This is a genomic window from Streptomyces sp. NPDC051664 (assembly GCF_044453545.1).
Lineage (GTDB): Bacteria > Actinomycetota > Actinomycetes > Streptomycetales > Streptomycetaceae > Streptomyces.
The window spans coordinates 25,122-38,481 of sequence record NZ_JBITCU010000025.1 but is presented as its reverse complement, the minus strand read 5'-3'; the positions used below and the strand labels follow the sequence as shown (position 1 = coordinate 38,481).

The following is a 13,360-nucleotide window of genomic DNA, read 5'->3' as shown; positions in this document are numbered from 1 at the left end:
GACTTCCCCCTTGCATCTGCGGCAGTATCATCCCCATGTGCATGCCCACCGGATCGGGGAGGCGGCTGCCTTGACGGGCGTCGGTGACGACGCGCTCGGGCACCGGGTCGGCGACGGCAGGCTGCACGCCGAGCCGGACCGCCGGATCATCCTCGGACCGGACAGAGAAGAATCAGAGGGAGTGGACCCGTGATGACCCGTTCCGCACGCCGGACCCGCCGGACCCTGCAGGTGGCCGTTGCAGGTACTGCTGCGCTGCTGGCACTGAGCGCCTGCTCCTCGTCCGACGACTCGTCGCCCAAGTCGGACTCGTCCGCCTCGGCGCCCACGGACTCGTCGAAGAAGCTGTCCGGCACGGTGACGGTGTTCGCCGCCGCCTCGCTCAAGGAAAGCTTCACGACCCTGGGCAAGGAGTTCGAGAAGGAACACCCCGGTACGAAGGTCACCTTCAACTTCGGCGGCAGCGACACCCTCGCCGCCGGCATCACGGGTGGCGCCCCGGCCGACGTCTTCGCCGCCGCCAGCCCCAAGACCATGGCGATCGTCACCGACGCGAAGGACGCGTCCGGCACCCCGTCCACCTTCGTGCGCAACCAGCTGGAGATCGCCACCCTGCCGGGCAACCCCGACAAGGTCTCCTCCCTCAAGGACCTCACCAAGGCCGGTCTCAAGGTCGTCCTGTGCGACAAGACCGTGCCGTGCGGCGCCGCCGCGCAGAAGGCCCTCGACGCCAGCAGTCTGAAGCTCACCCCCGTCTCGTACGAGCAGGACGTCAAGAGCGCCCTGACCAAGGTCGAGCTGAAGGAGGCCGACGCCGCGGTCGTCTACAAGACGGACGTGAAGGCGGCAGGTGACAAGGTGGAGGGCGTGGAGTTCCCCGAGTCGGCCGACGCCGTCAACGACTACCCGATCGCCCTGCTCAAGGACGCGCCCAACGCGGACGCGGCAAAGGCATTCATCGAACTGGTGCAGTCCGCCGAGGGCCAGAAGGTCCTGACCGAGGCCGGGTTCCTCAAGCCGTGACCTCGCTCGACAAGTCCGACGCCGCGGTCGAGCCCCTCCCGGGCGGGCCGCGGCGCGGGCGTGTCCGGCGCCGCCGCGCGGGGGTTCCGCTCCCGCTGCTGGTGCCCGCGCTGATCGGCCTGGTGTTCCTGCTGCTGCCCCTGGTCGCGCTGCTCGTACGGGCGCCGTGGCGCAGCCTGCCCGACCAGCTGACCGGTACGGAGGTCTGGCAGTCGCTGCAGCTGTCCCTGGTCTGCGCCACCGCGGCCACGGCGGTGAGCCTGGTCATCGGTGTGCCGCTGGCCTGGCTGCTGGCCCGTACGGACTTCCCCGGACGCGGCCTCGTACGCGCCCTGGTGACCCTGCCGCTCGTCCTGCCCCCGGTGGTGGGAGGTGTGGCACTGCTGATGGCTCTCGGCCGCAACGGCGTCGTGGGACAGTGGCTGGACTCCTGGTTCGGCATCACTCTGCCGTTCACCACGGCCGGGGTCGTGGTCGCGGAGGCGTTCGTCGCGATGCCGTTCCTCGTCATCAGCGTGGAGGGCACACTGCGGGCGGCCGACCCTCGCTACGAGGAGGCCGCCGCGACCCTGGGCGCCTCCCGCTTCACCGCGTTCCGCCGGGTCACCCTGCCGCTGATCGCCCCCGGCATCGCGGCCGGCTCCGTGCTGGCGTGGGCACGCGCGCTGGGCGAGTTCGGCGCGACGATCACCTTCGCGGGCAACTTTCCGGGCCGTACGCAGACGATGCCGCTGGCCGTCTACCTGGCGTTGCAGAGCGACCCGGCTGCGGCGATCGCGCTCAGTCTGGTGCTGCTGGCCGTGTCGGTCGCGGTACTGGCCGGGCTGCGGGACCGTTGGATGACGGCGCCATGACCCACATCGACAGCGCCACCGCCGGCCCCGTCTCCGACGCCGTACGCGGCGATGGCCTCGACGCCCGTCTCGTCGTGGAGCGCAGTTCCTTCCGACTCGACGTGGCGTTGACCGCCGCGCCCGGTGACGTCGTCGCGCTGCTCGGGCCCAACGGTGCCGGAAAGACCACCGCGCTGCGCGCGCTGGCCGGACTCACCGCGCTCACCGGCGGTCATCTGCGCCTCGACGGCGCCTCGTTGGACCGTACGCCGCCCGAGTCCCGTCCGGTCGGCGTGGTCTTCCAGGACTATCTGCTCTTCCCGCACCTTTCCGCCCTGGACAACGTCGCCTTCGGCCCCCGCTGCCAGGGCGCGTCCAAGGCCGAGGCCCGCGCGCAGGCCGCGCAGTGGCTGGACCGCATGGGCCTCGCCGACCACGCCGGCGCCAGACCCCGCCGCCTCTCCGGCGGCCAGGCCCAGCGCGTCGCCCTGGCCCGCGCCCTGGCCACCCACCCCCGGCTGCTGCTGCTCGACGAACCGCTCGCCGCACTGGACGCCCGCACCCGTCTGGATGTACGCGCTCAACTGCGTCGCCACCTCACCGAGTTCGAGGCAGTCGCCGTGCTGGTCACCCACGACCCGCTGGACGCCATGGTCCTCGCCGACCGGCTCGTCGTCATCGAGCACGGGCACATCGTCCAGGAGGGCGCCCCCTCCGACATCGCCCGTCATCCGCGTACGGACTACATCGCCCAGCTGGTCGGCCTGAACCTCTACACGGGGCGGGCCGAAGGGCACACCGTACGACTCGACGCGGGACCCGCGATCACCACCACCGAGGACCTCACCGGCCCCGCCTTCGTCGCCTTCCCGCCGGGCGCCGTGACCCTGTACCGCGACCACCCCACCGGCTCCAGCGCGCGCAACCTGTGGCGATGCGAGGTGGCCGGCCTGGAGACCCACGGTGATCAGATCCGCGCGGACCTCACCGGCGAACTCCCCCTCGCCGCCGACCTGACCACGGTCGCCGCGGCCGAGCTCGACCTCCACCCGGGCGCCACGGTCTGGGCAACGGTCAAAGCGAGCCAGACGCACGCCTATCCGGCCTGACCACAGCGCAGGCCCCGATGGGGCCGCACGACGACGTCCGGTGGTGTTCCGGACCGGCCCGGTGGCACAGCGCACAACAATGCCCGAAATGCGACGTTCGTACTCACATGCGAATCTGATAGTGGCCCATTTTCCGAGAACGACAGCCGCTAACAGGAGGCACGATCGTGAGCAAGAAACAGAGCCGGCAGAACCGTGGTGCCCGCACTGGCGGCCATGAACGCAGCGCCCCTGCGGAGACGAAGGAGCAGCAGCCGCAGACGACGGACACGCCCGACACGGTGCGCTCGATATTGGAGCCGGTGTCCCACAGGAAGCAGCGAAAGTTCGGCCACAACTGATCTCCAGCGGTCGACCGCCACACGGAGACCGCAGTGTCGGCGCACCCCTGAGGGGCCACCGCATGGCCCCCTCAGGGGCGTTTCTTGGCGTTCGAACGACGGACCGCTGTCGGCCGCGCCCGGCTGAAGGGCGTTCAGGGCACCGGCTGTTCGGTCCAGATGCACTTGCCGGTGGCCGTGTAGCGGGCGCCCCAGCGCTGCGCGAGGGCGGCGACCAGTTGCAGTCCGCGGCCACCCTCATCGGTCTCGGTAGCGTGCCGGATGCGGGGCGTGGTCAGGCTGCCGTCGGAGACCTCGCAGATCAGGCCCTCCGCGCGCAGCAGCCGGAGTCCGATGGGGCTTCGGCCGTACCGGACGGCGTTCCCGACCAGCTCGCTGACCAGGAGTTCCGCGGTCATGGCGAGCTCGTCGAGCTGCCAGTCGGCCAGCTGGTCCCGGACGTGGTTGCGGGCCTCCTGTGCGGCGATCGGGCCGTCGGAGAGGACCCAGCCGGCGATCGACTCGGCGGGTATCGCTCGGGTGCGGGCGACGAGCAGCGCGGCGTCGTCGGTGAGCTGCTGGCCCGGCAGCAGCTCGGCCAGGATGTCGTCGCAGAGCCGCTCCAGTGATGCCCCCTCGTCCTGGCCCTGTACGGCGGCAGCGGCGGTGGCCAGCGCCTTCGTCAGGTGGGACATGCCCCGGTCGATGTCCCGGGTTGCGGATTCGATCAGCCCGTCCGTGTAGAGCACGAGCAGGCTGCCCTCCTCCAGGACCGCTTCGGTGGTCTCGAACGGTGGCAGAGCCGCGCCCAGCGGGGGGTCCGGTGGGCGGTTGAGGAACTCGGTGGTGCCGTCCGGGTGCACGACCGCCGGCGGGGGGTGCCCGGCGGAGCCGAACGTGCACGTGCGGGTGACGGGGTCGTACACGGCGTACAGGCAGGTCGCGTAGAAGTCGTCGCCGAGGTCGTTGACCACGTCGTTGAGGCGGTTGAGGAGCTCGTCGGGCGCGAAGTCGAGATCGGCGAGCGTATGTACGGCGGTGCGCAGCCGGCCCATGGTGGCCGCCTGGGACAGGCCGTGTCCCATCACATCGCCGATGACCAGCGCCACCCGGGCGCCGGACAGCGGGATCACGTCGTACCAGTCGCCGCCGACCTCGACGCCCTCGTTGGCGGGCAGATAGCGGGCGGCGGAGGCTACGGCCGGCAGCGTGGGCAGAACCACCGGCAGCAGACCGCGCTGGAGCTCCTGGGCCCTGGTGTGCTCGGCGTCGAACAGCCGGGCGCGCTCGATGGCCTGCGCCATCAGCCCGCTGAGCGTGATGAGCAGCGCCCGCTCCTCCCCGCTGAGGTGGCGCGGTTCGGTGAAGGACATGACGCAGCACCCGATGAAACGTCCGGAGACGATCAGCGGCAGGAAGGCCCAGGCGGCCTTGTTGATCGCCGCGGGGGAGTCGCCCCTGTCGGGATAGCGCTCGACGTACTCCTCCGCCGAGTCGATGAAGGTCGGCGTCCTGGTGCGGTGCACCTCATCGACCGGGGTGATGTCGCTGACCGGCACCCCGTCGACCAGGTTGAGAAACGATTGCGGGTATCCGACCGCCCCGGCGACCCGTACCGTCTCGTCCTCGATGAGATGGAAGACGAGGCCGGAGGCGCCGAACGGTGCCATGACCCGCTCGGCGGTGGCGTTCACGACGTCCTGCATGGTCAGGGCCTCGGCGAGCGCGCTGGTCAGCTCGGTGATACGGGCGGTGCGGTCGGCCGTGACGCGTTCCGCCGTAGCGGTCTCCGCCTCCCGCGACCGGATCTCGGTGACATCGGTGGCGTACACCGTCAGGCCGTCCGGCACCGGGACCAGCCGCATGTGGTACCAGCGCCGGTTGGTCGGCCACCGCACCTCGAAGCCGCCCGGTGTACCGCTTTCGGCGGCCCGCCGGTAGGCCGCCTCCAGGCCGAGTTCCATGGCGTCGACGCCGATCTCGGCCAGGGCGTCCCACAGGATCCGGCCGAGAAGGTCGTGCGAGGCGCCGAGGAACCGCTCCGCCTCCACATTGACGAAGGTGATCCGCCACCCGCTGTCGACCGCGAAGAACGCCTCACTCATGTGCAGCAGCGCGCGGCTCACCGAGTCCCGGGCGATTCGGCTCTCGGTGGTGTCCCACACCGTGCCGACCATGCGGGCGGCCCGGCCGTCCTCCCCCGGCAGGACCCGGCCCCGCGCGCTGACCCAGCCCGTGGTCCCGTCCGAGCGGCAGATCCGGTACTCCGTAGCGGACACCCGGCGGTTGCGGATCGCCTGCTCGATCTCGACGAGCAGCCAGGGGAGGTCGTCGGCGTGGACCAGTTGGGTCCACGTCTCGAAAGTCTGTTTCGAGGGCTCCCCCTCCATGCCGAGGATGGCGAGGGTCGACTCGTCCCACACCTGCTCCCCGGTGGCCAGGTCCCACTCCCAGGAACCCATCTTGAGAGCTTCCAGCGCCTGCCGCAGCAGGGTGGCGGACGGCTCCTTCGGCAGCCGCGAGCCGGGCGGCTTCTCGCGCAGCCGACCGGCTTCGGTCCGGTCCGACCCCGTCCACTGGTCCCGCAGCCGCAGGGCGGCCCAGGCGGCCAGCACCTCGACGGCCCCGCGCTGCCACGGCGTGGGCTGCCCTTTGCCGACAGTGAGCACGGACAGTGCGCCGGCCGCCCCACCCGGGGTGAGCAGCGGAACGGCCAGCAGCCCACTGCCGTCGGGCAGCGCGGAGGTGGGGGACCAGGGGGCGGAACCGTGGGGGTGGTGGCCGACGGTGTCCCCGGGGGCCGATTCGTGTGTGCTGTCCGGTGAGTCGCCCTTCGTGCCGGGCTCGGCCGCGGAGGCTTCCGAGGCATGGCCCCGGTCGTCATCGGCTGCGGGCATCCATACCGATGCGCCGCCGGTCACCGCCCGGGCGGGCGCGGTCTCGCCGTGCTCCTCGATCTCTTCCCAGTCCTGGGCGACGGTGCGGACCAACCCACTGCTCGCCATCAGCAGCAGCCCCCGGCCTCCGGGGCCCCGCACATGGACCATTCCGCCCAGGCCACCCGCCTCCGTCACCGCGTGTTCCAGCGCAAAATTCAGCAGATCGGCACCCCTGAGTTCCGCACCTGCTTCAATGATCATCCGAAGTCGCGCCGCGCCGGCCTCGTCCATGAGGAGCTGTTCAGCCATCGCTCACTTCCCTCCGCGAACCCGCGTAGGGCAGGACACCCGGATTGAGTGGTATTTCCTTTTTCAGTGTACTGACGAGTCGCCCATGCGTACCGCTGAGAGATCGCCCCGCCGAAGACGCCCAGGGGCGGCACCGCCTGCTGCCAGGCCGTGCCGCCCCTCACCGGGACGACCTCCGCGAGGGTTACCCGGCATCGATCACTGTCGTGCGGCCGGGCTTGACGACGGCCTGGTAGCAGGTCCGGGCCGTCGCGTCGCAGCAGGTCTGCCCGGCACCCGCGAACGCCGCGCGGCCCCGCTCGAGGTCGGCATGGAAGGCGTCTCGATGTGGGGCGGGCGGGGCGTCGAGGCGGGCGAGTCCGAGGGTCATGGCGAGTGCGACGATGCGCTGCTGAGCCCCGTCGTGCAGGTCGCGTTCGATGCGGCGCCGTTCCGCCTCGAAGGCGTCGACCAACCGGACGCAGGAGCTGGTGAGTTCGGTGACCCTGTCCCCCAACTCGCTTCTGCGGTCGCCGATCAGAAGCCGGGTCAGTTCGGCCTGCGCCCCGACCGGCAGGCCGAGGACGCAGCAGCCGAGCGTGAGGAGTACGAGGATGCCTGCGAGGGCTCCGCTCAGCAGGTATCCGGCCGACCGCCAGAGCCAGGACGACAGCAGATAGCGGGGGCTCGCCAGAGCCTGCCACACATTCCGGGGGCGCATGGCCTCACCGTAGAAGAACCCGATCCGCCCGGACCATCCGTGCTGCCGGAGTCCCGGAAGTAGGGCCGGCCCTACCTCCGCCGCGGGGGAAGCCGATGACTTGGGGAGATGCCGGACGCCGCGGCCCGGAACCGCGGGACAGCCCTCGCAGCCTGCCCTAAACGGCCGCGGCGACCAGCAGAGCGAACGCACCCGTCGACAGCACGGTGCGGATCCGGTGGAGGGTGTTCCAGCGGGACTCGAAGGCCCGGCGGGCCGCCCTGTCGTCGCCGCCCTCGGATGCCGCGAGTGCCGAGTTGAGCGGGATGTTGCCGCTCACGGTGACGAGATGGCTGAGCACCGCGCAGGCCAGAGCGCCCGCGACGAGACCGCCCTCGGCGGAGGTCCGGCCGTCGACCGGTACGACGAGGGCGGCGACCGGGAAGGCGATCACCCCGAGGAAGAGAACGAGGAACCCCGGCCCCGGCACCTTCTCGTTGAAGCTGCGCATCGCGGCGGCGAACTGGTCGTCGGGCAGCGGCTTGAGGCCGGGCATGATCCCGATCAGGAAGCACACCATGAAGCCGGCGTAGAGGCCGGTGGTGAAGGCGGCGAGCGCGAGCAACAGGGAGGCCATGACCCACATCATGGCGTGGCGGGGCGGGCTGTGCGGTGCCATTTCCGTAAGGCCGCCGCTCAGAACCGCCCCCTCGTCCACCACCTGCCCGCCCCGGCTCGCCGCCTTCCGGGCCCTCTCGCGGTCAGTCCATCTCGCCCTCCTGCTGTCCCCCTCCGTCCGATCCGCTGCCGCCCTTGAGCCCGTCCGCCCGGGCGATCGCGGTTGCCAGCTTCCGGACCGAGCTGTCCTCCGTGTCGGTCGCCAACTTCGCTGCCCGATCGGCGAGTTCACCGAGTCCCGGCTGACCCGGCAGCTTGCCGCCACGCAGATCCTCCGCGAAGTACGCAGCCACCGCGGCCACCTGGAGCCGCCTGCCGCTGTCGCCGCCCCACAGCCTGCCGTCGATCGCGCCGGTCTCGACCGACCCGGACCGCTCGTGCGGCGCCCGCGTCTTCGGGTCCAGCCAGCGCACCGTCGCGGTCGCCACATGTCCGGCGGCGCCGTCGCGGAGCCGTACGGCGTAGAGCGCCGTCACCGTGTGGCCGGGGCCGATCTCGCCGCCGTCCACGCTGTCGTCTCGGAAGTCGTCGTCGGCGACCTTCCGGTCCTCGTAGCCGATCAGCTTGAACTGCTGGACGGTCTTCGGGTCGAAGGCGACCTGGGCCTTGGCGTCGCGCGCCCGCAGTTCGATGTGGGCGGGGAGCTGGTCGACGAAGACCTTTCGCGCCTGGGTCTCGTCGGCGATGTACGTGGTGTGGCCGTCGCCCCTGTTGGTGAGGCGTTCCATCAGCTCGTCGCCGTAGTCGCTGCCGACGCCGACGCCGAAGAGGGTGATGCCGTAGTCGCGGCGGGCGGCGTCGATCCGTTCGAGGATGGCGTCGGCGTCGGTCTCGCCCGTGTTGGCGAGGGCATCGGAGAGCAGGACGACCCGGTTGTTGGCGCCCTCGCGGTGACCGTCTACCGCCTCCTCGTAGCCGCGCCGGATGCCTGCTTCCACGTTGGTGGAGTCCGTCGGTTCCATGGAGTCGACAGCGTCATGGATCCTTCCGCGGTGGTCCCGCAGCCGGGTCATCGGCAGCAGGGTCTTCGCCTCGTCACTGAAGGTGACCAGGGAGACGGAGTCGTCGTCGCGGAGTTCGTCGGTGAGGAGGGAGAGGGACTTCTTCACCAGGTCGAGGCGGCCTGGTTCGGCCATCGATCCGGAGATGTCGACCACGAAGGTGAGCGCGGCGGCCGGGCGTTCGCCGTGCTCGTCCGCGACCCGGGTGGCCAGACCGACCCGTACGAGCGACCAGTCGCCGGCCCGCGCGCCATCTCCCCCGCCGGTGCCCGTCCGGGCTCCGTCGACCGTCACCGAGAAGCCGTTGCCGGCCGGCCGCCGGTAGCCCTGGCGGAAGCTGTTGACGAACTCCTCGGGCCGCACGGTCTCCGCTCCCGGCAGTTCACCGTCGTCGAGCTTGCGGCGCGCGTACCCGTAACTGGCGGTGTCCACGTCCAGCGCGAACGTGGACAGATAGTCCGGCGCCACGGGCTTCTGCCGCCCCTCCTCCGCGTTCTGCGCACCGTCGTCCGACGCACCGGGGGCCGGCGCGGGGGCGACCTGGCCGCCCCCGCTCGTCCCTCGCTTACCGCTCGCGCGGTCGACCGCCGAGTCGTTCGTGCTTCCCCCGCCCCCGCAGCCGGTGAGCAGCACCCCGCCCACCAGAAGCAGACCCAGCGTCCTTGCGTATGTCCCTCTGTACGTCCGGCGTCCCATTCCCTGCCCCCAACGTCGTGTCAGCACTTGTGAATGTGACGTTCGGGACGGCGTCAAGGAGCAGACGAAGACGTTGCGGATGAATCTCGATGCGGCAACGGCAGGCACGAAGGCCGCGAATCACCTCGGAACATCAAGGTCAGGACACGATGTCCTTACGGCTGAACCCTCGGAAGGCGAACGCGAACAGGATCAGGGCGTACGTCACCGAGATCGCCGCGCCCTTTGCCATGCCGCCCCACTCCAGGTCGGGCTGGAGGGCGTCCGCCCAGGCGAACTGCCAGTGCGCGGGCAGGAATTCGCGCCAGGAACCGAGTGCGGTGACGGCGTCGAGCACATTGCCGACGATGGTCAGTCCGACCGCGCCGCCGACCGCGCCCAGCGGGGCGTCGGTCTTCGTCGACAGCCAGAACGCCAGCCCGGCGGTGACCAGTTGGGACACAAAGATGAACGCGACGACGAGCGCGAGCCGGGGCACGGTGTCGCCGGCCGCCAGCGCACCCCCGGTGGGGAGCTGGAGCGGCCCCCAGCCGTACGCGGCGGCTCCCGCGGCCAGAGCGACGACTGGCAGCAGCACCATCGCGGCCAGGCTGAAGCCGAGTGCCACGACGAGTTTGCTCCACAGCAGCCTGGCCCGGGGGACGGGTGCCGCCAGCAGATAGCGCAGCGACGACCAACTCGCCTCCGAGGCGACGGTGTCCCCGCAGAACAGCGCCACCGGCACGACGAGCAGGAACCCGGCGGAGACGAACAGGCAGGTCGCGGCAAAGTTCGCAGCGGACGCGGTCGCCGTGTCCATCAGCGTGAGCCGGTCGCCGCCGCCCCGGGAGTCGGGGGTGCCGCCGATCGCGAACGCGATGATCAGGATGAACGGGAGGGCCGCCAGCACCCCGCCCATCAGCAGGGTGCGGCGCCTGCGCAGCTGCCGTACGGCCTCGACGCGCAGCGGCAGGGTGTGCCGCGCCCGGTATCCGCGGGCTTCGGCGGCGTCGGTGACATCGACTGCGGCACTCATGCGGAGCCTCCGGAGATCAGGGTGAGGAACGCGTCCTCCAGGCGGCGGTGCGGTCCGACACCGGTCAACGGCACGTCGAGCCGGACGAGTTCGGCGATCAGGGTGGAGGACGAGGTGTCGCCGTCGAGCCGTACGAGCAGCCCGCGCCCGTCGTCGGTACGGACCGCGGAGCCGATGCCCGGCAGCGCGGCGACCTTGTCCACCAGCGGTTCGGTGACCTCTGCCGCGGTGCTGATCAGCAGCGTGTCGCCGGAGCCGGTGATCGCGGCGACCGGGCCCGCCTGGACGAGCCGGCCACGGTCCATGACCACCAGGTGGGTGCAGGACTGTTCGACCTCGGAGAGGAGATGGCTGGAGACGATGACGGTCCGGCCCCCGGCCGCGTACCGGATCATCACGTCCCGCATCTCGCGGATCTGGGGCGGGTCGAGGCCGTTGGTCGGCTCGTCGAGGATGAGGAGGTCCGGCATGCCCAGCATGGCCTGGGCGATGGCGAGCCGCTGCCGCATTCCTTGCGAATACGTCCGCACCGCGCGGGCCAGCGCGTCGCCGAGTCCGGCGATCTCCAGGGCCTCCTCGATGTGCGAGTCCTCGGCGGGGCGTCCGGTGGCCTGCCAGTACAGCTCCAGGTTGGCCCGCCCGGACAGATGCGGCAGGAAGCCCGCCCCTTCGACGAACGCCCCGACGCGGGACAGCACGGGCGCGCCCGGCCGGATGGCATGCCCGAAGACGCGGATCTCGCCGCCGTCGGGGCCGATGAGCCCCATCAGCATCCGCAGGGTGGTGGTCTTCCCCGCCCCGTTCGGTCCGAGGAGCCCGAGGACCTGGCCCTTCTCGACCCGGAAGGACAGGTCCTTGACCGCGTACCGGTCGGCCGACCTGGCGTACTTCTTCGACAGGTCGGTGATCTGGAGCGGGACGTCGGCGAGCGCCGGCTCCGGAGCCGGGGTCGCGGTGCGGCGGCGTGCGGTGAGCAGCAGCGCGAGAGCGATGACGGCGGCTGCGGCGGGAAGTCCCCAGGTCCACCACGGCAGTCCGGCCGGCGCGGTCTTCACCGCGGGTGCGGTGGGGACGTTCAGCGGGCCGTCGAGGGAGACGGTGTACGTGGTCGGCTCGGCCGGTGAGGCGTAGCCGAGGTCGGTGGCGGAGAGGACCAGACGGAGCCGGTGTCCGGCGTCGAGCGCGTGGTCGACGGCGGGCAGGGTCAGCTCGACGGTCTTGTTCTGCTGCGCGGGCGTGATCCGGTAGGGGGCGACGAGCTGGGAGGGCAACACCTGCTGCCGCCCGTCCGGCGCCACGTCGTACACCTTGCCGAACAGCACCGCATCGCCCTGCGCGGCCGTCACCTTGACGCGGACGGTGGGTGATCCGGTGATACGCATCGATGTGCCGAGGGCCGCGGAGTCGAAGCGGGCGTACTGGCCGGGGAAGTCGAGCGAGAGTCCGACGCCGAGGGTGGAGAGCTGGGCGAGTCCGCCGCCGACGCCCGGGACGGCGGAGATGGCGGGCGGGTTGGCGCCGGCCGGGTTCCGGAAGGTCTGCGTCCGCAGACCGGCGGAGGCGCCGTCCTGTGCACCGCCGTTCGCGTCGTCCTGTGTGCCGCCCCGACCACTGCTCCCGCCCAGGCCACTGCTCCCGCCCAGGCCCGTGATCTCCTGCCGGCCTCCCGTGCCCGTGAGCGCGATCTGCCGGCCGCCGCTCGACAGCCCCGGGTAGTGGTCGCTGCTCGCACCGCGCTGGAGGGCGGCCCCATCGGTGGAGTCGATACCTCCGGTACGGGTGACGCGGAAGCCGGGCCCGGTGTCGACGCCCTTGTCCTCCTTCAGGTACCGGTCGAACCATGCCCCGATCCGGTTCTCGACCCGACCGCTCTCCAGGTCCCCGCCGTCGTGCCCGCCCGCGATCCAGTCGACGGAGACGGGTGCGCCGTTCCCGCTGATGGTGCGTGCCATGGCATCGGCCTGGCCGAGCGGGAAGAGGGAGTCGGTCTGTCCCTGCACGATGAGCGCGGGCACCTTGATGCGGTCGCCGACGGCGGCCGGTGAGCGGTCGGTCAGCAGGGCACGGGCGGCGGCGTCCGGCTTCCCGGAGACGGCGACCCGTTCGTACATGTCGCACAGCTGCTTCTCGAACTTGTCGCAGCCGCCGCCCGAGGTGATGAAGATCCCCGCCCAGAGCTTCTTGAAGACCCCGTCGGGGAACAGCGCGTCGGCAAGGTTCCAGTATGTGATCACCGGTGCGATGGCGTCGACGCGCTTGTCGTGCCCGGCGGCGAGGAGCGAGACCGCGCCACCGTACGAGGCGCCGGTGACGCCGACGCGCGGGTCACCCTTGCCGTCCAGCTGCACCTCGGGCCTGCGGGCCAGCCAGTCGATCAGCCCGGACACGTCCTTGACCTCGCGGCCGGGTGCGTTGAGCGAGATCTCCCCGCCGGACTTCCCGAACCCGCGGGCCGACCAGGTCAGGACGGCGTAACCGGCACCGGCCAACTTCTCGGCCTGCGCCCGCACATCGTCCTTGGAGCCGCCGAAGCCGTGCCCGATCAGCACGGCGGGCCGGCGCTCCGAACCCCCGGACGTGAAGTACGAGGTGTCGATCGACACCCCGTCCACCCGCATCATCCGGTCCTCGCGGTGCACCGCGGGCGCGCTGTCGTCGGCCGCCGCGGTCCAGGTGCCGGCGCCCGCCAGCACGACGAGCGCGGCCAGGGCCGCCGCCCACCGGCCGCGTCCGCGGGTCCATCGGCGCCATCGGGAGTCAGGGGTCTGCATGTATCGACCCTAAGCGCCCGCCCCGCGCTCCCGGGCTGCCGAAAGGG

10 protein-coding genes and 1 pseudogene are annotated in these 13,360 nt (G+C 71.4%); 5 read left to right on the top strand and 6 right to left on the bottom strand.

The annotated features are described in order from the left end of the window. Positions 1 to 37 precede the first annotated feature (37 nt). From ACIA8E_RS31615 to ACIA8E_RS31595, 5 genes are all read left to right on the top strand, one after another. Positions 38 to 193 (top strand): hypothetical protein, encoded by a 156-nt coding sequence (locus tag ACIA8E_RS31615; RefSeq protein WP_399303179.1) that lies wholly within the window; start codon positions 38 to 40, stop codon positions 191 to 193. Continuing rightward, entirely contained in the window at positions 193 to 1,023 is an 831-nt protein-coding gene (gene modA / locus ACIA8E_RS31610; protein WP_399303177.1) for a molybdate ABC transporter substrate-binding protein, read from the top strand. The genes ACIA8E_RS31615 and modA overlap by 1 nt, the downstream gene beginning before the upstream one ends. Beyond that, on the top strand, positions 1,020 to 1,877 hold the full coding sequence (modB, locus tag ACIA8E_RS31605) for a molybdate ABC transporter permease subunit (protein ID WP_399303175.1): 858 nt from the start codon (positions 1,020 to 1,022) through the stop codon (positions 1,875 to 1,877). The genes modA and modB overlap by 4 nt, the downstream gene beginning before the upstream one ends. Continuing rightward, positions 1,874 to 2,965: an ABC transporter ATP-binding protein gene (locus ACIA8E_RS31600; protein WP_399303173.1), complete on the top strand. Its 1,092-nt coding sequence runs from the start codon at positions 1,874 to 1,876 to the stop codon at positions 2,963 to 2,965. Before modB ends, ACIA8E_RS31600 begins: the two co-directional genes overlap by 4 nt. Before the next feature lie 167 nt (positions 2,966 to 3,132). After that, positions 3,133 to 3,306, top strand: a complete 174-nt coding sequence (locus ACIA8E_RS31595) for a hypothetical protein (protein ID WP_399303171.1) — start codon at positions 3,133 to 3,135, stop codon at positions 3,304 to 3,306. Between the two features lie 134 nt (positions 3,307 to 3,440). On the opposite strand, the gene ACIA8E_RS31590 is transcribed toward ACIA8E_RS31595, so the two are convergent. From ACIA8E_RS31590 to ACIA8E_RS31565, 6 genes and pseudogenes are all read right to left on the bottom strand, one after another. Beyond that, on the bottom strand, positions 3,441 to 6,473 hold the full coding sequence (locus ACIA8E_RS31590) for a SpoIIE family protein phosphatase (RefSeq protein ID WP_399303169.1): 3,033 nt from the start codon (positions 6,471 to 6,473) through the stop codon (positions 3,441 to 3,443). 289 nt (positions 6,474 to 6,762) lie between these two features. Continuing rightward, positions 6,763 to 7,065, bottom strand: a pseudogene (locus ACIA8E_RS31585) (histidine kinase); the annotation flags it as partial. A 265-nt stretch (positions 7,066 to 7,330) separates the two neighbouring features. Beyond that, the gene (locus tag ACIA8E_RS31580; RefSeq protein ID WP_399303167.1) at positions 7,331 to 7,789 is read right to left on the bottom strand and encodes a DUF1772 domain-containing protein; all 459 of its coding nucleotides are present in this window, start codon (positions 7,787 to 7,789) and stop codon (positions 7,331 to 7,333) included. 124 nt (positions 7,790 to 7,913) lie between these two features. Beyond that, complete coding sequence (locus ACIA8E_RS31575; RefSeq protein WP_399303165.1) at positions 7,914 to 9,527, bottom strand: von Willebrand factor type A domain-containing protein; 1,614 nt, start codon at positions 9,525 to 9,527, stop codon at positions 7,914 to 7,916. A gap of 139 nt (positions 9,528 to 9,666) precedes the next feature. Further along, a complete protein-coding gene (locus ACIA8E_RS31570) occupies positions 9,667 to 10,542 on the bottom strand; it encodes an ABC transporter permease (RefSeq protein ID WP_399303163.1) in 876 nt (291 codons plus the stop codon). Then, the gene (locus ACIA8E_RS31565) at positions 10,539 to 13,313 is read right to left on the bottom strand and encodes an alpha/beta fold hydrolase (RefSeq protein WP_399303161.1); all 2,775 of its coding nucleotides are present in this window, start codon (positions 13,311 to 13,313) and stop codon (positions 10,539 to 10,541) included. Before ACIA8E_RS31565 ends, ACIA8E_RS31570 begins: the two co-directional genes overlap by 4 nt. Between the last annotated feature and the right edge of the window lie 47 nt (positions 13,314 to 13,360).

Bases quoted from the DNA above. Each gene is read 5' to 3' on its own strand.
- modA (WP_399303177.1), top strand. From the start codon at position 193: ATGACCCGTTCCGCACGCCGGACCCGCCGGACCCTGCAGGTGGCCGTT.
- ACIA8E_RS31600 (WP_399303173.1), top strand. From the start codon at position 1,874: ATGACCCACATCGACAGCGCCACCGCCGGCCCCGTCTCCGACGCCGTA.
- ACIA8E_RS31590 (WP_399303169.1), bottom strand. From the start codon at position 6,473: ATGGCTGAACAGCTCCTCATGGACGAGGCCGGCGCGGCGCGACTTCGG.
- ACIA8E_RS31580 (WP_399303167.1), bottom strand. From the start codon at position 7,789: ATGGCCTCCCTGTTGCTCGCGCTCGCCGCCTTCACCACCGGCCTCTAC.
- ACIA8E_RS31575 (WP_399303165.1), bottom strand. From the start codon at position 9,527: ATGGGACGCCGGACGTACAGAGGGACATACGCAAGGACGCTGGGTCTG.
- ACIA8E_RS31570 (WP_399303163.1), bottom strand. From the start codon at position 10,542: ATGAGTGCCGCAGTCGATGTCACCGACGCCGCCGAAGCCCGCGGATAC.
- ACIA8E_RS31565 (WP_399303161.1), bottom strand. From the start codon at position 13,313: ATGCAGACCCCTGACTCCCGATGGCGCCGATGGACCCGCGGACGCGGC.